The sequence below is a fragment of the Caballeronia grimmiae genome (assembly GCF_000698555.1).
Taxonomy (GTDB): Bacteria; Pseudomonadota; Gammaproteobacteria; order Burkholderiales; family Burkholderiaceae; genus Caballeronia; species Caballeronia grimmiae.
Genome location: NZ_JFHE01000061.1, coordinates 1 through 18,812, shown reverse-complemented (window position 1 = coordinate 18,812; position 18,812 = coordinate 1). Strand labels below are relative to the sequence as shown.

Annotated in this window: 24 protein-coding genes; 14 read left to right on the top strand and 10 right to left on the bottom strand. The window is 63.1% G+C overall.

Annotation, left to right across the window (positions count from 1 at the left end):
- Positions 1 to 527: HutD/Ves family protein (locus BG57_RS29030; RefSeq protein ID WP_035970441.1), on the top strand; the 527-nt coding region annotated here is incomplete at its 5' end.
- Here the strand turns inward: BG57_RS29030 and BG57_RS29025 are convergent.
- The gene (locus BG57_RS29025; protein WP_152562742.1) at positions 524 to 811 is read right to left on the bottom strand and encodes a hypothetical protein; all 288 of its coding nucleotides are present in this window, start codon (positions 809 to 811) and stop codon (positions 524 to 526) included. The genes BG57_RS29030 and BG57_RS29025 overlap by 4 nt on opposite strands.
- Before the next feature lie 110 nt (positions 812 to 921).
- Between BG57_RS29025 and hutG the strand changes: the two genes are divergently transcribed.
- The 3 genes from hutG (at position 922) to BG57_RS29010 (ending at position 3,361) form a co-directional block, all read left to right on the top strand.
- Complete coding sequence (gene hutG / locus BG57_RS29020; protein ID WP_035970449.1) at positions 922 to 1,734, top strand: N-formylglutamate deformylase; 813 nt, start codon at positions 922 to 924, stop codon at positions 1,732 to 1,734.
- A 308-nt stretch (positions 1,735 to 2,042) separates the two neighbouring features.
- The gene (locus tag BG57_RS29015) at positions 2,043 to 2,363 is read left to right on the top strand and encodes a DUF4148 domain-containing protein (protein WP_035970447.1); all 321 of its coding nucleotides are present in this window, start codon (positions 2,043 to 2,045) and stop codon (positions 2,361 to 2,363) included.
- Positions 2,364 to 2,590: 227 nt separating this feature from the next.
- Positions 2,591 to 3,361: a CDP-diacylglycerol diphosphatase gene (locus BG57_RS29010; protein ID WP_152562741.1), complete on the top strand. Its 771-nt coding sequence runs from the start codon at positions 2,591 to 2,593 to the stop codon at positions 3,359 to 3,361.
- 37 nt (positions 3,362 to 3,398) lie between these two features.
- Here the strand turns inward: BG57_RS29010 and BG57_RS29005 are convergent, their stop codons facing one another.
- Positions 3,399 to 3,818: a secondary thiamine-phosphate synthase enzyme YjbQ gene (locus BG57_RS29005; RefSeq protein WP_035970438.1), complete on the bottom strand. Its 420-nt coding sequence runs from the start codon at positions 3,816 to 3,818 to the stop codon at positions 3,399 to 3,401.
- A gap of 77 nt (positions 3,819 to 3,895) precedes the next feature.
- On the opposite strand from BG57_RS29005, the gene BG57_RS29000 reads away from it, so the two are divergent.
- From BG57_RS29000 to BG57_RS28990, 3 genes are read left to right on the top strand one after another with little or no spacing between them, the layout of a single operon-like run.
- On the top strand, positions 3,896 to 4,441 hold the full coding sequence (locus BG57_RS29000; protein ID WP_035970436.1) for a hypothetical protein: 546 nt from the start codon (positions 3,896 to 3,898) through the stop codon (positions 4,439 to 4,441).
- 28 nt (positions 4,442 to 4,469) lie between these two features.
- Positions 4,470 to 5,834, top strand: a complete 1,365-nt coding sequence (locus BG57_RS28995; protein ID WP_081851030.1) for an NfeD family protein — start codon at positions 4,470 to 4,472, stop codon at positions 5,832 to 5,834.
- A gap of 12 nt (positions 5,835 to 5,846) precedes the next feature.
- Positions 5,847 to 6,608, top strand: coding sequence for a slipin family protein (locus BG57_RS28990; protein ID WP_035970435.1), 762 nt, complete (start codon positions 5,847 to 5,849; stop codon positions 6,606 to 6,608).
- Here BG57_RS28990 and BG57_RS28985 read toward each other — a convergent pair.
- Together BG57_RS28985 and aptA are read right to left on the bottom strand one after the other, a co-directional pair.
- Positions 6,605 to 7,141 (bottom strand): carboxymuconolactone decarboxylase family protein, encoded by a 537-nt coding sequence (locus BG57_RS28985; protein ID WP_035970434.1) that lies wholly within the window; start codon positions 7,139 to 7,141, stop codon positions 6,605 to 6,607. The two genes, BG57_RS28990 and BG57_RS28985, sit on opposite strands and share 4 nt — an antisense overlap.
- A 115-nt stretch (positions 7,142 to 7,256) precedes the next feature.
- Positions 7,257 to 8,585 carry an omega-aminotransferase AptA gene (aptA, locus tag BG57_RS28980; RefSeq protein WP_035970432.1) on the bottom strand — a complete coding sequence of 443 codons (1,329 nt, stop codon included), beginning with the start codon at positions 8,583 to 8,585 and terminating at the stop codon, positions 7,257 to 7,259.
- A 135-nt stretch (positions 8,586 to 8,720) separates the two neighbouring features.
- Here aptA and BG57_RS28975 point away from each other — a divergent pair, with 135 nt between their 5' ends.
- Entirely contained in the window at positions 8,721 to 10,127 is a 1,407-nt protein-coding gene (locus tag BG57_RS28975; RefSeq protein WP_035970430.1) for an aminotransferase-like domain-containing protein, read from the top strand.
- Between the two features lie 14 nt (positions 10,128 to 10,141).
- Here BG57_RS28975 and BG57_RS28970 read toward each other — a convergent pair whose 3' ends face one another.
- From BG57_RS28970 to BG57_RS28955, 4 genes are all read right to left on the bottom strand, one after another.
- On the bottom strand, positions 10,142 to 10,474 hold the full coding sequence (locus tag BG57_RS28970; protein ID WP_035970428.1) for a hypothetical protein: 333 nt from the start codon (positions 10,472 to 10,474) through the stop codon (positions 10,142 to 10,144).
- 153 nt (positions 10,475 to 10,627) lie between these two features.
- Positions 10,628 to 11,407, bottom strand: coding sequence for an ABC transporter substrate-binding protein (locus BG57_RS28965; protein WP_035970427.1), 780 nt, complete (start codon positions 11,405 to 11,407; stop codon positions 10,628 to 10,630).
- A 125-nt stretch (positions 11,408 to 11,532) separates the two neighbouring features.
- On the bottom strand, positions 11,533 to 11,937 hold the full coding sequence (locus BG57_RS28960; protein ID WP_035970425.1) for an Hsp20/alpha crystallin family protein: 405 nt from the start codon (positions 11,935 to 11,937) through the stop codon (positions 11,533 to 11,535).
- A 20-nt stretch (positions 11,938 to 11,957) separates the two neighbouring features.
- A complete protein-coding gene (locus tag BG57_RS28955; RefSeq protein WP_035970424.1) occupies positions 11,958 to 12,392 on the bottom strand; it encodes an Hsp20/alpha crystallin family protein in 435 nt (144 codons plus the stop codon).
- Between the two features lie 265 nt (positions 12,393 to 12,657).
- Between BG57_RS28955 and BG57_RS28950 the strand changes: the two genes are divergently transcribed.
- From BG57_RS28950 to BG57_RS28930, 5 genes are all read left to right on the top strand, one after another.
- A complete protein-coding gene (locus tag BG57_RS28950) occupies positions 12,658 to 13,647 on the top strand; it encodes a 2-dehydropantoate 2-reductase (protein WP_035970444.1) in 990 nt (329 codons plus the stop codon).
- Between the two features lie 51 nt (positions 13,648 to 13,698).
- The gene (locus tag BG57_RS28945; RefSeq protein ID WP_229754092.1) at positions 13,699 to 14,040 is read left to right on the top strand and encodes a nucleotide pyrophosphohydrolase; all 342 of its coding nucleotides are present in this window, start codon (positions 13,699 to 13,701) and stop codon (positions 14,038 to 14,040) included.
- A gap of 56 nt (positions 14,041 to 14,096) precedes the next feature.
- On the top strand, positions 14,097 to 15,269 hold the full coding sequence (locus BG57_RS28940; RefSeq protein WP_035970420.1) for an acyl-CoA dehydrogenase family protein: 1,173 nt from the start codon (positions 14,097 to 14,099) through the stop codon (positions 15,267 to 15,269).
- Between the two features lie 404 nt (positions 15,270 to 15,673).
- Complete coding sequence (locus BG57_RS28935; protein WP_035970419.1) at positions 15,674 to 15,913, top strand: hypothetical protein; 240 nt, start codon at positions 15,674 to 15,676, stop codon at positions 15,911 to 15,913.
- Positions 15,914 to 16,045: 132 nt separating this feature from the next.
- A complete protein-coding gene (locus BG57_RS28930) occupies positions 16,046 to 16,912 on the top strand; it encodes a GNAT family N-acetyltransferase (protein ID WP_035970417.1) in 867 nt (288 codons plus the stop codon).
- 13 nt (positions 16,913 to 16,925) lie between these two features.
- Here BG57_RS28930 and BG57_RS28925 read toward each other — a convergent pair whose 3' ends face one another.
- Entirely contained in the window at positions 16,926 to 17,135 is a 210-nt protein-coding gene (locus BG57_RS28925; protein WP_035970443.1) for a DUF1059 domain-containing protein, read from the bottom strand.
- Between the two features lie 178 nt (positions 17,136 to 17,313).
- Here BG57_RS28925 and BG57_RS28920 point away from each other — a divergent pair, with 178 nt between their 5' ends.
- Positions 17,314 to 17,664 carry a DUF3293 domain-containing protein gene (locus BG57_RS28920; protein ID WP_160174768.1) on the top strand — a complete coding sequence of 117 codons (351 nt, stop codon included), beginning with the start codon at positions 17,314 to 17,316 and terminating at the stop codon, positions 17,662 to 17,664.
- Between the two features lie 77 nt (positions 17,665 to 17,741).
- On the opposite strand, the gene BG57_RS28915 is transcribed toward BG57_RS28920, so the two are convergent.
- Positions 17,742 to 18,011: a hypothetical protein gene (locus BG57_RS28915; RefSeq protein WP_035970415.1), complete on the bottom strand. Its 270-nt coding sequence runs from the start codon at positions 18,009 to 18,011 to the stop codon at positions 17,742 to 17,744.
- Positions 18,012 to 18,812: the final 801 nt, after the last annotated feature.

The window sequence follows — 18,812 nt, the reverse complement described above, 5'->3', positions numbered from 1 at the left end:
CGTGGAAGAACGGCGGCGGCATCACGCGCGAGATCGCCGCCGGACCGCCGGGCGCGTCGCTCGATGCGTTCGCGTGGCGTCTGTCGGTCGCGGAGGTATCGGCGGATGGGGCGTTCTCCGCGTTCCCCGGCGTCGATCGCGTGCTCGTGCTGCTCGACGGCGCGGGGATGCGGCTCACCGAAGCGGGCGGGCGCGTGCATGTCTTGGATCGGCCGCTCGCGATGACGCGCTTCGCAGGCGAAACGGCGATTCACGCGAGCCTGCTGGCGGGACGAACACGCGACTTCAACGTCATGGTGCGGCGCGATCGGGCGCGGGCGTCGGTCGAGGTGCGGCGCGGTGCGTCTTGCGAAGTCACGGGCCGGCACGATCTCACGTTTATTTATTGCGTGAGCGGCAGCCTGAGCGTCGACGGTGAAAGCACGACGCTTGGTCCCGGCGACACGCTGCGCACGGATCGAACGCCGGTTCGAGTCGCATCGACGCAGGATGGCGTGTGGCTGCACATCGGCATTGACGAGCTTTAGCGGCGTTGGCGAGACAGCGCGTCAGCCGGTTCTTTGCGCACTACACAAGGGGCGACGGCGAATTGAACCGCGACGACGCCGCGCTGGTCGTCGTCTAAGCGATTCTCGTCGCGCTCGTTCGCGTCGACATTGCGTGTTTCGCTCGCCTGTTCTTCGCCGCCGCGCTCGACAGCGGCGCAAACGCGAACGGCCCGCACATCGGCACGCTCGCGGCGGACATGCGTGCGGACTGGATCGTGCTCGACGAAGCGTGTGCCGGCACCCGCAGACATCCATGCGAGCACTGGCTTTCCCGCGCAGTTTTCTGCGAGCATGGTGAAACGCCTGTCCGCAAGCTGATCGCCCCCTGCACGCCGGCGAAGGCGCGGCACGCCCAATGACCGAGACCGCCAACATGGAAACCACCCACGATTGTTCCATCTACACGCTCGAACGCGGCGCCGCGCCGCTTCTGGTCTCCGTTCCGCATCGAGGCACGCGCATTCCGGAGGCGCTCGCCGAAGAAATGACGCCCGCCGCGCTGCGCGTCGATGACTGCGACTGGCATCTCGAACGGCTCTATGCGTTCGCACGCGAGATGGGCGCGTCGATTCTGCTGCCTGAGTATGCGCGCTACGTGATCGACCTGAATCGTCCGCCCGACGACGCGAATCTCTATCCGGGCCGCGACACGACCGGCCTCTGTCCCGTCGATACCTTCGACAAGGAGCCGCTCTATCTGCCGGGGCATGCGCCGTCGCGCGAACAGATCGATGCGCGCCGCGCGTTGTACTGGCAGCCGTACCACGACGCGCTCGCGACCGAACTCGCCGCGCTGCGCGACGCGCATGGCCGCGTGCTGCTGTGGGAAGCGCATTCGACCCGCTCGGTCGTGCCGCGCTTCTTCGACGGCCGGCTCCCCGAGTTCAACTTCGGCACGGCGGATGGCGCATCGGCGGCGGCGGGGCTTGCCGAGCGGCTCGCTGAAATCGTCGATCGCGACGGCCGATATTCCAGCGTGGCCAACGGGCGTTTCAAGGGCGGCTACATCACCCGGCGCTACGGCGATCCCGCGAGCGGTATCCACGCGGTTCAACTGGAACTGACGCAGGCGACCTACATGCAGGAATCATCGCCCTATGCGTACGACGAAGCGCGCGCGAGCGAGGTCCAACCGCTATTGCGGGAATTGCTCGGAGCGGCGGTCGAGTACATCGCGGCAGCCTGACTGGCGCGGAAGTGACGGCCGGCTGACGCGGGCGCAATGGTCGGTGCCGGCCGCGGGCTTCGTGCAGGTGCGGTGCCGGCCATAATTGCTTTGAAATCAACCATCTATCGCGTCGATCAACGCGCGGTAGCGCCCACGTCCTGAGCGCGATTGTTGTCAATTCAACAAATATCTTTCGCTCAAATAGGGGTTTCCCCTAGTGCGCGGCGCTCCTAAACTTGTTTTCAACGAAACGAAATCAGACACCGCTTAAAAAGCTTCCGATTTCGGTTTCGATCTCAAAACAAGATACTGGAGGTTTCATCATGATCAAGTCCTTTGTTCCGGCTCTCGTCATCGCTTCGGCTCTGGCCGCTCCGACCTTCGCTTTCGCGCAAAACAACGGCGCGCTGACCCGCGAGCAGGTTCGCAGCGAACTGGTTCAACTCGAGAAGGCCGGCTACAACCCGTCGCAGGATCGCGTGACGTATCCGCAAAATCTGCAGGCTGCTCAAGCGCGTGTGAACGCTGAGCAAGGCGTCGCGGCAACCTCGTACGGTCCGTCGGCTGCCGGCACGGCGCAGTCGGGCTCGCGTTCGGGTGCGACCATCTCGATGTCGGATCGCAATTCGGTGTACTTCGGCCATTAAGGCGAAGAGCGGTAGCAGTAGACGTTGGGCAGTAGACGTTGGCAGTAGCTGTGAAGTGCGAGAAACGTAGTACGTAGTACCGCAGGAAGCAGTCAGAAAGCGCCAGCCGTGTTGTTCGCGGCTGGCGCTTTCTTCATGCGCGGCCGATTTTCGCGCTTGCGCAGCGCCGACACGATTCGCATGCATAATTCGGCACGCTAACTTTCTTGCCTGCCGGATTGCTGCCGATGCACATCATCAGAAAGATCGTCGTATTCGGCGTCGCCGCCGCGCTTGGGCTCGTCCTCCCGCCCGCTCGCGCCGCGAATCCCGACGCGCTGTGGAATATCGTCAACGGACAGTGCGTCCCGGCGGCGCATGGCGCGCCCGTCAGGCAGCCGTGCGCGGACGTCGATCTCGCCGGCGGCTATGCGGTGCTGAAGGACATCGTCGGGGTCGCGCAATATCTGCTGATTCCGACGGCGCGCATCAGCGGCATCGAGAGTCCGGAACTGCTCGCCGCCGATGCCCCGAACTACTGGCGCGATGCATGGCAAGCCCGCCGCTATGTTGAGGGCGCATTGCGCCGCCCCTTGCCCCGCGACGAAATCTCGCTCGCGATCAATTCCGCGAGCGGGCGCTCGCAGAACCAGTTGCACATTCACATCGATTGCCTCGCCGCGGATGTCGGCGAGGCGCTGCGCGCGGCGGGGCCGGGCATCGGCGCCGAGTGGACGCCGCTGCCGATGCGCCTGCGCGGGCATCGCTATCGCGCGATGCGCATCGACGAAGCCGATCTCGCGCACACCGATCCGTTCAAGCTGCTCGCAGCGACGGTCGCCCGCGAAGGCGGCGCGATGGGCGATCAGACGCTGCTGCTCGCCGGTGCGGTGCGCAGCGACGGCGCGCCCGCGTTCTATCTGCTCAACGATCACGTCGGTCTCGGCGACTGGGCGTCGTCGGAAGAGCTACAGGACCACACGTGCGGATTAGCCGATCGGGCCATCGAGAAACCGTGACGCAGCAGGAACAGCGCTTCCTGTTTGCACGACGCGCTCACTCGCCGATCAGATGCAGCACCAGTTCCCGATCATGCGGCGACGCCCGGTGCTCGAACACATAGATGCCTTGCCACGTGCCGAGCACCATGCGTCCGGCTTCGACCGGAATCGAAAGCTGCACGTTCGTCAGCGCCGTGCGCAGATGCGCGGGCATGTCGTCGGGGCCTTCGGCGTCGTGGATATAGCGGCCCGGCGCTTCGGGCGCGACCGTTTCGAAATAGCGTTCGAGGTCCGCGCGCACGTCGGGATCGGCGTTTTCCTGAATCAGCAGCGACGCCGACGTGTGCCGGCAGAAGACCGTCAGCAGGCCGGTGCGGATATCCTGCATATCGATCCACCGGTCGATATCGCGCGTGACTTCATGCAGCCCGCGCGAGCCCGTGGCGAGCCTCAGATGGTGAAGTGCCTGTTTCATGTCGTTCTCGTATCGAGTTGAGGGTTCACGTTGATGGACTATGCTTCTCGATTGCAGGTTCACGGACGCCGCCGCCGATGCGACCATCGCTTTCCACCACGAATACGACGCGCGTGCTCGCTGTCGTCATCGCGACGCTGCTGCGCGCCGCGCACGCCGCCGATACGCCAGCCGATGCGCCGGCCGATGCGCCCGCCAACACGCCCGCCAACCGCGGCAACGATCCTTTCCTGCACGTCTCCAGCGCCATTGTCGCCTGCCCGACGCCGAGCGGCCCAGTGCAAACCGAACAGGAATGGCTCGCCGATTCACACTACCGCATCGAACGCGGCAATAGCTGCTGGATCGCGGGCCGCTGCCGCCTGCCGAACAGCTACGGCTACGACAAGGAAATCGCCGAAAGCGTCACGCGCCGCCTCAACGCGCTGAACGCATCGCTGCACTGGCGCGAGAAAACGAGCCTGTGGCTTACCTTACAGCGCCGCTTCATTTATATCGACGGGTGCGTATCGCCCGATTTCGACAAAACGCGCTTCGTCTCCGAACTGGGCGAGACCGCCGATGTCGAGAAGATCATCGACCGGACGACGGTTCTATCGCCTAAGCTGAAAGCGAGACCGTGAGCGACGCCGGTGCGGCCGGCGATTGCCGATGACAACGAATTCCGCTGACTGGCTACTCCGCTTCGTCCGACGCTTCCTGCTGGCGGCGGCGCTCGGCTTTGTCGCGCTGCGAGCGGACGCCGCCGCGCCGGTGGTCGTGATCCCGCTGTCGGGCGCAATCGGCCCCGCGAGCGCGGACTTCGTCGTGCGCTCGCTTTCCCGCGCCGCCGACGAGCACGCGCAACTCGCCGTGCTGCGCATCGATACGCCCGGTGGCCTCGACCTTTCGATGCGCGCCATCATCCAGGCAATTCTCGCGTCGCCGGTGCCGGTGGCCGCGTTCATCGCGCCGAGCGGGGCGCGGGCGGCGAGCGCGGGCACGTACATCGTCTATGCCAGTCATATCGCCGCAATGGCGCCCGGCACGAATCTCGGCGCGGCCACGCCGATCCAGATCGGCATGGGCGGCAAGGAGCGGGCGGCGTCGTCGCCCGACGAGTCGACCGCTGAGACGCGCAAGCAGGTGCAGGACGCCGCCGCCTATATCCGCGGCCTCGCGCAGTTGCGGGGCCGCAACGAGCAATGGGCGGAGCGCGCGGTGCGCGAGGCCGTCGCGCTGTCGGCGAACGAAGCGCTCGCGCAGAAAGTGATCGACCTGACCGCCACCGACACGCCCGATCTGATCGCGAAACTCGACGGCCGCCACGTGCGGACCGCGCTGGGCGAACGCATCCTCGCGACGCGGGCGGCGCCGGTCATCGCCCTTCAGCCCGACTGGCGCAGCCGCTTTCTCGCGGCCATCACCGATCCGAGCGTCGCGCTGATCTTGATGATGATCGGCATGTACGGGCTCTTTTTCGAGTTCGCCAATCCGGGCTTCGTGCTGCCGGGTGTCGCCGGCGCGATCTGCCTGCTCGTCGGATTGTTCGCGCTGCAACTCCTGCCGATCAGCTACGTCGGGCTGGGACTGATTCTGCTCGGCACCGGCTGTCTGATCGCGGAGATGTTCCTGCCGACGTTCGGCGCACTCGGCATCGGCGGAATCGTGGCTTTCGCGATCGGCGCGCTGATGCTGATCGATACCGACGTGCCCGGCTTCGGCGTGCCGATCGGCATCGTGCTCGCGCTCGCGGCGACCACGGCGCTTTTCGTGTTCGCGGTGTCGGGCATCGCGTTGAAGGCGCGCAAGCGTCCCGTCGTGAGCGGCGGCGAGGCGATGCTGGGCAGCATCGGCGTGATGCTGGAATCGGACGGCGGCAGCGGATGGGCGCGCGTGCACGGCGAACGCTGGCGCGTGCAGGCGACCGGTACAGGCGGCTTGCCGGGTGCGGGCGAGCGCGTGCGGGTCGTCACGCGCGACGGGCTCACGCTCACCGTCGAGCCGCTCGAAGATCAACGTCAGCAGGCAGCTTGAGAGGCTAGGGACATGGGGCTTACTTTCGGCTTTAGCGGCATCGTGATTGCGCTCGTCATTTTCCTCCTGGCGTCGGCGGTGCGGATTTTTCGGGAGTACGAGCGCGGCGTCGTGTTCATGCTCGGGCGCTTCTGGAAGGTGAAAGGACCGGGGCTCGTGCTGATCATTCCGGTCGTGCAGCAGGTCGTTCGCATGGACCTGCGCACGGTCGTCTTCGACGTGCCGCCGCAGGACGTCATCACGCGCGACAACGTGTCGGTGAAGGTGAACGCCGTGGTGTACTTTCGCGTCGTCGATCCGGAGAAGGCCGTGATTCAGGTCGCGCGCTTTCTGGATGCGACGAGCCAGCTATCGCAAACCACGCTGCGCGCGATCCTTGGCAAGCACGAACTGGACGAACTCCTGTCCGAGCGTGAGCGCCTCAACAGCGACATTCAGCGCGTGCTCGATGCGCAGACCGATGCGTGGGGCATCAAGGTGTCGAACGTGGAGATCAAGGACGTGGACATCAACGAGACGATGATTCGCGCGATCGCCCGTCAGGCCGAAGCCGAGCGCGAGCGTCGCGCGAAAATCATTCATGCGGAAGGCGAATTGCAGGCGTCCGAGAAGCTGCTGCAGGCGGCGCAGATGCTCGCGCAGGCGCCGCAGGCGATGCAGTTGCGCTACTTGCAGACGCTGACGACGATCGCCGGCGACAAGAACTCGACGATCGTCTTTCCGGTGCCAGTGGATCTGGTCAGCACGATCGTCGATCGCTTTACTAAGCCTTAGACCAGCGCGGGGAAATCCAGCGTGGTGTCATTCACGCGATTGACGAGGTTCGTGAAGTTGATGACGCTCATCGCGAACAGCGCGTCGATGACTTGCGCTTCCGTGTAGCCGGCTTCGCGCACATCCGCGAGCACGCGGGCATCGACGGTGCCGCGCGAATCCGCCACTTGCCGCACGAAGCGCACGAGCGCATCGCGCTTCGCGTTGCCGGTCGCCTCGCCCGCGCGGATCTGCTGCGTTTCCAGTTGCGTGAGGCCGGCCATCTTGCCGACGACCGTATGCGCCGCAGCACAGTAGTCACAGCCCGCGAGTTCGCTGACGGCAAGCTTGATGGCTTCGGCATCGGCCTTGTCGAGACTGCTCTTTGCGAGCACGGCGTCGTTGGCGAGCGCCGCGCCGAGTGCGCCGGGGCTGTGCGTGCCGACCGTCGCATACGCGTTCGGCACGCGGCCGGCGGCCTTCTTGATGGCGGTGAAAAGTTCGGCGGTCTTGCCGCTGGCTTCGTTGACGTTGATCTGAGAAAGACGTGACATGGTGCGCTCCTGGGTTCGTTGATCGCCATCTGCATGGCATGGCTCAACTGTAGGGGGCGCACCGCATCGGCGTGAATGCGCGCGCGTCTCATAGACACGCGCGATCGTCTCAAACCTACTTCACGCTTTCCAGCACCTTCCGCACGGTCCCGAAGATCTGATCGATCTGATCGTCTTCGATGATGAGCGGCGGCGAGAACGCGAGGATGTCGCCGGTATAGCGCACCAGCACGCCCGCCTCGAAGCACTTGACGAAGACCTCATAGGCGCGCGCGCCCGGCGCGCCTTCGCGCGATTCGAGCTCGATCCCGGCGACGAGTCCGAGATTGCGAATGTCCTTTACGAACGGCGCGTCGCGCAGCGCGTGCGCCGCGCTTTCGAACTTCTCCGCCTTCGATGCCGCGCGCTCGAAGAGCTTGTCGCGTGCGTAAAGATCGAGTGTGGCGATGGCCGCCGCGGTCGCCGCCGGATGGGCGGAATACGTGTAGCCGTGAAACAGTTCGATGGCGTTGGCCGCGCCTGCATCGACGATGGCGTCGTGCACCCGGCGATGCGCGGCGACTGCGCCCATCGGAATGGCCGCGTTGTTGATCGCCTTGGCCATCGTGATGAGGTCAGGCGTCACGCCGAAGAACGCGCTTGCGGTCGCTGCGCCGAGACGGCCGAAGCCGGTGATGACTTCATCGAAAATCAGCAGGATGCCGTGCTTCGTGCAGATGTCGCGCAGCTTCTGCAAATAGCCCTTCGGCGGTATCAGCACGCCGGTGGAACCCGCGACCGGTTCGACGATCACCGCCGCGATCGTCGATGCGTCGTGCAGCGCGACGATGCGTTCGAGTTCATCCGCGAGGTGCTCGCCCCACGCGGGCTGTCCCTTCGAAAACGCGTTGTGGGCGAGATCATGCGTATGCGGCAGATGATCGACCGACGGCAGCAGCGCGCCGGAAAACGTCTTGCGATTCGGCGCGATGCCGCCCACCGAAATGCCGCCGAAGCCCACGCCGTGATAGCCGCGCTCCCGCCCGATGAGGCGCGTGCGCTGTCCTTCGCCGCGCGCCCGATGGTAGGCAATCGCGATCTTGAGCGCCGTGTCGACCGACTCGGAGCCGGAGTTCGTGAAGAAGATGCGGTCCAGTCCTTCGGGCATCAGCGCGGCCACTTTGGACGCCGCCTCGAACGCGAGCGGATGTCCCATCTGGAACGTCGGCGCGAAATCCAGCGTGCCGAGCGCCTTCTGCACGGCATCGACGATTTCGTCGCGGCAATGGCCCGCGTTCACGCACCAGAGACCCGCGCAGCCGTCGAGCACTTCGCGGCCATCGGTCGAGCGGTAGTACATCCCTTTCGCGCTTTCCAAGAGACGCGGCGCGCTCTTGAACTGGCGGTTCGCGGTGAAAGGCATCCAGAACGACGACAGATCATCGATGACGGGGCGAGCATTCATAACGGGTCTCCGGGAAAGAACGCTCACTCTAGTGCCGGACAAAATTGCGCGGCATAGACAGTCGCTTTACTGCGCTGCCAACTGTGCTGGCAAAATGCGGCAAACTGTGTTGGCTGACATCGGTCGAACCATCCCATGATAGAACTGAAGCTGGAGCGCGGTTCACGGCAAGCGCCGACGCTCGTCGAACAACTCGTGCGCGCGTTTTCGTCCGCGATCGAAGCGGAGACCCTGCGCGCGGGCGCAATTCTGCCGTCCGTGCGCCGTCTGGCCGGGCAACAGGGCCTGAGCACCTTCACGGTGACAGAAGCCTATGGCCGGCTCGTATCGATGGGGCTCGTGACCGCGCGGCGCGGTTCGGGCTATCGCGTGGCGCAGCGCGACCGCTCCAAACGCCCGCGCCCGGTCGAATGGCAGCCGCCGAGCCTCACGGCGACATGGCTGCTCTCCGATGTCTTCGCCGATCATTCGGTGCCGATCAAATCCGGCTGCGGCTGGCTGCCGAACGAATGGGTCAACGAAAGCGGCCTGCACCATGCGTTGCGCGCGATGAGTCGCGTGCCGGCGGCGCGCCTCGCGGATTACGGGCACCCGTACGGCTTCGCGCCGCTGCGTGAACGCATTGCCGAGCAACTGGATCGTCATGGCTTGCCGGTCGATGCCGCGACCAACGTGCTGCTGACAGCGGGCGCGACGCAGGCGCTCGATCTGATCGTGCGCACCTTGCTGCGCCCCGGCGACGCGGTGGTCGTCGAGGACCCCGGCTACTGCAATCTGCTGCAGATTCTCAAGCTCGCCGGACTGGACGTGCATGGCGTCCCGCGCACGGTGGCGGGCATCGATACGGACGTGTTCGAGCGCATCGTGATTGAGCATCGGCCGAAGGCCATCTTCCTCAATACGACGCTGCAAAATCCGACTGGCGCGACGTTCAGCATGGCATCCGCGTTCCGGCTGATGCAGATTGCGGAGCGTCATGGCATGTGGGTCGTCGAGGACGACGTGAACCGCGAACTGGCCCCGCCCGGCGCGCCACTGCTGGCGGCGATGGAAGGCTTGAATCGCGTGTTGTACGTCGGCGGTTTTGCGAAGACCATCACGCCGTCGCTGCGATGCGGCTACGTCGTTGCCGAGCGCGACGTGCTGCGCGAGCTGGCGCGCACGAAGATGGCCGTGGGCCTGACTTCGTCGGAAGCGACGGAGCGTATCGTCGAAAAAGTGCTGACCGAAGGGCGTTATGCGCGGCACGTCGAATTCGTCGCCGACAAGCTCAAGGACGCGCATGCGCTCGTCGAAGAGCGCCTGGATGCACTGGGCGTGACCTTGTTCAGGCGTCCGCGCGCCGGTCTGTTCGTGTGGGCCAGTTTGCCGATCGATCCTTCGGATGCAGGCACGGTCGCGACGCGCGCGCTCGAGCACGGCATCTGGCTCGCGCCCGGTTCGTACTTTCGGCCGGGCGATGCGCCGAGCGCGTGTTTTCGCTTCAACGTCCCGTATTCCGTCGACGATGCGCTGTGGGATTTCCTGAGCAAATCGCTATAGCCGCAGCTAGCCGCTCAAACGCGATGTTGCGCCGTGCCCGAGCGATGCGCGTGCGTGCGCTGGCGCGCCGCGCTCTTGTTTGCCCTTCGCGATGCCGCGAGATGCGCCTGCAAACGCTCGCATACGTCCTTTCTGCGCACCGGGTTGAGTGGGTCGCACAGACGAATGGTCAGCGTCGCGGCCTGCATGTGCAGAGGCATTGAAGCCTCCGGATCGGGCGCTTCCCAAAGCACGACGGTATTCGTGCCGTCGGAAACCTGCACGATCTGAAAGCATGCGAGGTCGACTTTTCCAAGCTCGTGAGGTTCGATCGAGTGATGCATGATGTCCCCGAAGCAGTTCTCCATGTGCCGCCTCGATGCAAGGTCCATGCCGATGGCGGCCACCCGCGAAACGCCGAAACTATCGTGATTTTCAGTGTAAGTTTCAGCGTGCCGTTCGTGCAATAACGACAGTCCCTATCGCAAGGCTGCGTTAATTATCGGAGAAAACCGCACAGCTCACTCGCCGTAGATGTCGAAGTCGAAGTATTTCTGCTCGATGCGCTTGTACGTGCCGTCCTTGATCATCGCGGCGATGGCGCCGTCGAGCTTGTCCTTGAGATCGGTGTCTTCCTTGCGCAGGCCGATGGCCGTGCCGGGACCGAAGATCGCGCTGTCTTCGAGCGCCGGACCGGCAAAAGCGTAAGGCTTGCCGCGCGGCGTCTCCAGAAAACCGCGTTCCGCCTGCACCGCGTTTTGCAGCGATGCATCGAGGCGGCCAGTCAGCAAGTCCGCATAGACCTGATCCTGATCCGCATACGATACGACCGTCACGCCTTTAGCGCCCCAATGCGCCTTGGCATAGGTCTCCTGCATCGAGCCTTGCTCGACGCCGACCGATTTGCCCGCAAGCGATTCCGCCGTCGGCTCGATCTTCGAATCGCGCTTTGCGACGAGGCGCGTCGGGACGTGAAAGAGTTTGCTGGAGAAGGCGATTTGCTTGACGCGCGAGGGCGTCATCGACATGGTGGACAGCACGCCGTCGAACTTGCGCGATTTGAGGCCCGGAATCATGCCGTCGAATGCGTTTTCGACCCACACGCATTTCGCTTGCAAGCGGCGGCACAACTCATTGCCGACATCGATATCGAAACCGACGAGCTTGCCGTCAGGCGCTTTCGATTCGAACGGCGGATAGCTGGCGTCGACGCCAAAGCGAATGGTCGACCAGTCTTTCGCCTGTGCGCCGATGGACACGGCCAGCATGGAACCCACTAACACCGTCAACAGCCTATTCACGATCGTCCCTTTTCTTTAGCAATGAATTCGAGTAGTTCTGAACCGCCGCCAGAAGTATAAAGGGACACTCGCGCCAGATAAAAAAATGGCCGCGAGATTCGCGGCCATTGTTCGCTCGGGCTTTATCAGTTCGAACGCACGTCGATGCGTCGAGGACGTGCTTCTTCGCGGCGCGGAATGGTCAGCTTCAGAACGCCATTCGTGAGATTGGCGTCGATTTTCGTGGTGTCGAAATCATCGCTGACAGTGAAGGCGCGGGCAAAGCGCGGCGCGCGCACTTCGGCATGATGCACGCGCAATCCCGCATGCGCCGATACGACGGCTTCCGCTTCGATATAGAGCCTTGCGTCATGCACTTTTACATCGAGCTTGTCGCGCGGCACGCCGGGCAGATCGGCCCATAGCGTGATGCCGTGGCTGTCTTCGACGATATCGACGGGCGGCGTGATCGTTGCGCGGCGCACCGTTTCATCGTTCTTGCGCGTGACTTCGCTTTCGTTGCGCTGGGCAATCTGAGTCGTGTCGGTCATGGTGTGCTCCGGATCTTCGATTACTGAATGGTGATGGCGCGCGGCTTGGACGCTTCGCGCTTGCCGACGGTAATGGACAGCGTGCCGTTCTCATAACGGGCCGTGACCTTGTCGATGTCCGCGTTTTGCGGCAGCTCGATCACGCGGCGGAAGCTGCCCGTGAAGCGCTCTTTCGCATAAGTGCGCGCGCCTTCGGTCGGGGTCTCGGCCTTGCGCTCGCCGCTGATCGTCAGCGTGCCCTTGTCGACGGTGACATCGAGCGATGCGGGATCGACGCCCGGCGCAAACGCCACGATTTCGACGGCGTCGTCGGTGCTGCCGATATTCAATTGCGGAAAGACATCGGTGCGGCTCGAACGAATGCTCGAAGGAAGATTGCCGAATAGATTCGACACTTGCCGTTGCATGCGGTCCAGCTCCTGAAACAGGTCGCCGCCAAAGTAGAAGTCACTCATGGTCCAGCCTCCGATAATGCGAATAAGTTGATCGACGGGTTGATCGTTGAAGGCCGCGAATCGCGCCGCCGCCGTTGCATCGAAAATAGGAGCGGCGTCTATCGTTTCAATAGCGCATCGTGCATTTTCAACGTGCTCTTTTATTCGTTTTCGCGCTCTTGAAAAAGCGCCGGCCGCGCTTAAATTCGATCGTTTGCACCAGTCGTGCAAAGCGCGCGACTGCTCTTACAATGGGCGCTTCACGGCTCATGGCGAGGACGGCACGATGAAGGTTTGCATATACGGCGCAGGGGCGATCGGCGGGTGGATCGGCGTGAAGCTCGCGCAGGCAGGATGCGATGTCAGCGTCGTCGCACGCGGCGCGACGCTCGACGCGCTGCAGACGCACGGGCTGAGGCTCGTCGAGCAGGACGCGACGCATGAGGTGCAGGTGAGGACGAGCGCCGCACCGGCAGATCTCGGGCCGCAGGACCTGGTCGTGATCGCAGTCAAAGCGCCGGCGATGGAATCGGTGGCCGCGCACATCGCGCCGCTGATCGGCTCGCATACGACCGTGCTGACCGCGATGAACGGCGTGCCGTGGTGGTTCTGCGAAGGCCTGGGCGACGCGTTCGCCGGCCGGCGTCTTGCATCAGTCGATCCGCATGGCGCGATCGCTGCGGCCATCCCCGTCGCGCAGACGGTCGGCTGCGTCGTCCATGCGAGCTGCTTTGTCGAAGCGCCGGGTGTCATCCGTCATCGACAGGGCAAGGGGCTTATTCTTGGCGAGGCGAGCGGCAAACCGAGCGAGCGAGTCGAATCGCTCGTCGAGCTTCTCGCTCAGGCGGGCTTCGACGCGTCCATGTCGCGGCAGATCCAGCGCGATGTGTGGTTCAAGCTGTGGGGCAACATGACGATGAACCCGATCAGCGCGATCACCGGCGCGACGACGGATCGCATCCTCAGCGATGATCTGGTGCGCGACTTCGTCACTCAGGTGATGCTCGAAGCGAAAGAGATTGGCGCGCGCTTCGGCATTGCGATCGAACAGGAACCGGCCGATCGTCACGCGGTCACGCTCAAGCTGGGCGCGATGAAAACGTCGATGCTGCAGGATGTCGAAGCGCGCAAGGCCGTCGAACTAGATGCGCTCGTGACTTCGGTGCAAGAGCTCGGCGCGATGACCGGCGTGCCCACGCCTTTTACCAATGCGCTGCTCGGCCTTGCACGATTGCACGCGCGGACGCTGGGCCTTTATCCCGCGCAATCGCAATGAGTGAGATGACGAATGAATGAGTCAGACGCTAGCAAGGCAACAAGCGAACTCATGGCAATGCGCGATGTGCTGCGCGAATTCGTGCGCGAGCGGGACTGGAGCCGTTTCCATTCGCCCAAGAATCTGGCGGCGGCATTGAGCGTCGAAGCAAGCGAGTTGCTCGAGCCGTTCACATGGCTTGCCACTGGCGACAAGATCGAACTCGACGACGCCAAACTGCGCGCCGTTCGCCATGAAATGGCCGACGTCCTCGCCTATCTGATCATGCTGGCGGATTCACTCGATGTCGATTTGCACGGCGCGCTGCTCGAGAAGATGGCGATCAATCGTGTGAAGTATCCGGTGCACAAGGTTCGCGGCGATGCGCGCAAGTACAGCGAATACGATGAATAAAGAAGGGCGCGCGCAAGGCTAAGCGCGCTTTACTCAACGAAAACCAAGGACCGCCGATGGACTTTTCGCTTTCGCCCGAACTGACCGAATTGCAAGCCCGCGTGCGCGCGTTCATCGCAGAGGAGATCGTGCCATTCGAGCGCGATCCGCGTTGCACGCCGCATGGCCCGAACGAGGACTTGCGCGCCGAACTCATCGCCAAGGGGCGCAAGGCGGGTTTGTTATCGAGCCATGTATCGCCGGAATATGGCGGGCTCGGACTGGGACACGTCGCCAAGGCGATCCTCTTCGAAGAAGCGGGTTATTCACCGCTCGGGCCGGTTGCGCTGAACATCGCCGCGCCGGATGAAGGCAACATGCATTTGCTGGAAGCCATCGCAACGCCCGAGCAGAAGGAGCGCTGGCTGCGTCCTCTGGCGGCGGGCGAGATTCGCTCGTGCTTCTGCATGACGGAGCCGCCGCCCGGCGCGGGCGCGGACCCGGCGATGCTGCAGACCATCGCCACGCGGGATGGCGACGAGTACGTCATCGATGGCCGCAAGTGGTTCATTACCGGCGCGGAAGGCGCGGCTGTCGCGATCATCATGGCAAAGTTCGCCGATGGCCCCGCGACCATGTTTCTCGCCGACATGAAGAGCGAAGGCATCGTGATCGAGCGTTCGATGGATTCGCTCGATACGTGTTTTCCGGGCGGTCATGGCGTGGTGCGTTTCGATGGCCTGCGCGTGCCGGCTGCAAACGTGCTCGGCGAGCCGGGTGAAGGCTTTCGCTATGCACAGGTTCGTCTTTCGCCCGCGCGTCTTACGCACTGCATGCGCTGGCTCGGTGCGGCACGCCGCGCGCACGATGTCGCGAGCGAACATGCGCGACGGCGGCAGGCGTTCGGCAAGGCGCTCGGCGAACACGAAGGCGTCGGCTTCATGCTCGCCGACAACGAGATGGATCTGCATGTGACGCGGCTCGCCATCTGGCACTGCGCGTGGGTGCTCGATCAGGGCGTGCTCGGCAAGCATGAGTCGAGCATCGCGAAGGTCGTGTCGTCGGAAGCGTTATGGCGCGTCGTGGATCGCTCGGTGCAAGTGCTGGGTGGGCAGGGCGTCACGCATGAGACCGTGGTCGCGCGGATTTTCGCTGACATGCGCGCGTTCCGCATCTACGATGGCCCGTCGGAAGTGCATCGCTGGAGCATCGCGCGACGTATTCTCCGTGGAGATAAGCCGCGGGCTTAGATGCGTCGCTTATGCGCCTGATGCACGGCAATGACGCGGTGACTTTAATCGCGTCGTCGACATGTAAGTGCAAAGCAACGTGTGACGAGGATGCTGCCTGAATGCCGCGTAACTAAAACGTAAGCAATCGGGCGGTATCTGTTGCGGGCGCACGCGGAGTGAACGTTACATCTGGTAGCGATTTACCTCTATGTTTAGTGCTTCGCCCGCTAAACGTTTCATCGACACCACGCTGGGGAAAGCCCGTGTTGCGACGCAGCATTTCATTGAGTATGCTGTTCAGGGAGCCGGCATTGCCGCATGAAATCTTTGCCCATGAAAGGGGCTAACTCGAAGCGTCCGTCATCAAGAACGCGCGTCAAGTCAGGAAGCATGGCGAACGTCGACTTGTAGGAGCCGCATATATGGAACTGACCACATCACCGAATCCGACGCTACATGTCTTTCATCAGGAAGGCGGCTGGCATTGGGGAATCACCGTTGAACGCGCAGCCGGCGGCGGGATGAAAGTGGTCGCCTATAGCGACGAAGGGTTCGGCTCCGAGCACGAAGCGCGCGAGGACGGCGAATACGTGCTGCGCTCTGAAGACTGGCGCTCGCGTCAAAGCTTTAGCCGCAGCGAGCGGCGTACAGGCTGCACGTAGTGATGGCGTAGCCCTTGCCGTTGTGCCCCCGCTGTTCATCATTTCTCCCCGCCTGTTTCTTCCGCCTGTCTTTTCCCCAAGCCGCAAACGCGCGACACTGCATGCACCGCCCATTCCGATAAGGCGCGCCGCATGTCACCCAGTCCCGATAACGCTCGTTTCATCATCCGTCGCATGAACCTGGCCGATCTCGCCACGGCGCTCGACTGGGCCGCGGCGGAGGGATGGAATCCCGGCCTCGACGATGCGCGCTGCTTCCATGCGGCCGACCCCGACGGCTTTTTCATTGGCACATGGGACGATGAACCCATCGGCTGCATATCGGCGGTGGCCTACGACGACGCGTTCGGCTTCATCGGCCTCTACATCGTGCGGCCAGAATGGCGCAGCAACGGCTTTGGAATACGTCTCTGGCGCGCCGGCATCGCGTATCTGGGCGAACGCAACGTCGGACTCGACGGCGTCATTGCGCAGCAGCCCAACTATCGAAAGTCGGGCTTCGTGCTGGCGTATCGCAATGTGCGTTATCGAACCGTAGCGATGCGTGGTGACGATCGATTGTCCGGTGTCGCGATAGTGGATGCGTCGAGCGTTCCGTTCGATCGCCTGTGCGACTACGACGCGCGCTGCTTCATGTCGGCGCGTCCGGCATTCTTGCGCGCGTGGATCGCTCAGCGCGAGGCGCGTGCGCTCGCCGCAGTCGATGGCGAAATCGTGCGCGGATACGGCGTCGTGCGTCGTTGCCGTAACGGATACAAGATCGGCCCGCTTTTCGCCGATGATTTGCCGACTGCACGCGCGCTTTATCGGGCGCTGGTTTCATCGATCGCAGGCGAGACCGTGTTTCTCGATGTACCGGAGAGCAACGCGTTGGCCGTCGCGCTCGCAGCCGAGCACGACATGACCAGCGACTTCGAAACGGCGCGCATGTACACGCGAGCGGCGCCCGCTGCGCCGCTCGATCGTGTATTCGGCGTGACGACGTTCGAACTCGGTTAGCGGAGCGCGAATCTCACGCGCCTGGCCGCTCCACGGGCGGCGTGCCGTCGTGAAAGAGCTTCTTCAGCTCCGAGCGCAACTCCGGCGAATCTTCATGCCGATGGACGCTTACCGCGTGCTGCACGGCGGCTTCCAACAGTTCGTCTTCGGAGTCGGCGGATAACGCGACCGTGCAGTTCGTGTCGCTCGGAAACTCGCGGCAATCGATGTACTTGCGTGCCATGGCATCCTCCTCGCATGAGACGCTGAATTCAGTATAGGCGCTGGTTTTGTGAATGATGGCCGCGTTTGCGTGCGCCTTTGCGCTCCGGTAACGTATCGCCATGACTTCGATTCCCGACGACACGCTGCGTGCTTACCGTTCAGCCATTTATCGCATTGATGGCGAGCCGCCGATCGACATGATCATCGACGAGAAGAACGACGCGGTTGCCTCGCTGTTGGCGCGTCATGGCGTGACGAGCGCGGTGTTCTTGACGGCGTTCAATCCGTTTGGAGAAATACTCGGTGAACACGAGAACGCGGTTCGACAGGAGGCGCTTGTCGCGTACATCGGTCGGTCGGGGCGGACTGCGCTGGCGGGAGCGGGTATCGATCCGGGCGGCGTCTGGAGAGCGGAAGTTAGTTTATTTGTGCTCGGAGCCGATGAGTTCGTCGCCGATGAACTGATGGCCGTATTCGAGCAGAACGCAGTTGTGATCGTGCGCGAAGACGGTGTGCCACGGCTGCGGTTGCATCGGCGGTATCGTTAAATGTGGCTGGGTTTAATTGAGGCGTTGCGTGAGTTTGCGCGACGATAGGGGAAGTGGTTCGCAACCCTCGATGCGTACTACCGCTCGACGTGCTGAAGAACGATCGTTTGCAGGCTATCGCTAAGGATGGCGTGGAGAGTTTCGTCATCGGTCGTGGTCGGCTTGGAATCAGCGGCGCGGATAATTGCATCGTCATTCGAGCGACATTGAACCAGGGGCGCGACATCGCGAAGAAGCGTGCGCTTTAGAACGCCATCGCCGATGGGCTGTTCGAGCGGGTCGAACTGCGGCGTGAGCGCGACTTCAGCAGCCGCCTGGTCCTTCGGCAAGCCGAGAATGAATGACACGAATCGTGAGGCTCCCTTCTTGACAGTTGTCACCGAACGCAGTTCACGCTCGACACCTCCCTGACGCTGTGGAATGAAAAGGTGTCGGCGTGTTACGGCGCCCTTGGCCGTTGTTCTTGCTCTTTAGTAAGGCGCTGCAGCATGAGCGAGATCACCGGCGTTCCCGTTGGAACTCCCACTCGTTATTCGACCATCTCTACTCATTCGTCCGCTACGGTTCGACGCAAGCCTAGATCGCGCAGGGCTGGAACTGCGTGCCGATGCTGCGGATAGTCGATTCGATGCGACCGGCATGCGCCTACGAGGTGCGAACGGGCCGCGCCTGACCTTGGCCTTGCGCCATGCCTCTACGCAGTTATCTGCGGCTGATCGTCGTAAGGCGCTTAGTCACTGACAACATGCAACGAACTCATAGCCGTAGGACTTTCCCGCCTCTCAGCTCGAATGCGTTGACGCGCCGTAGCACGCTCGCATTCAGGCCGCAATAAGAGTGGGCTTCGACTCCCCGTTTTTAAGAATTGTGCACCTATCGGCAGGTTTGCAAACATTTGATACTGGGAGCGGTAGCTCTGGACCCCTTTGTCGACAATGCAAGTCGCGTTTGCAGTCGATCGACACGGTCGGATGAGCCAATCGATACGGGGAGGGTTGATGAATGTCGCTGCAGACTGCGGAACCGAGGAACCCATTAGCTTTCACTGGCGGTTCAGTGTCAGCTCATTTCTGACCGTGGGAACGCCCGTCTGATGGACCCGCGACTGCTTCCGCTATACGACCGCGAACGCCTGTACATGCAGGCGT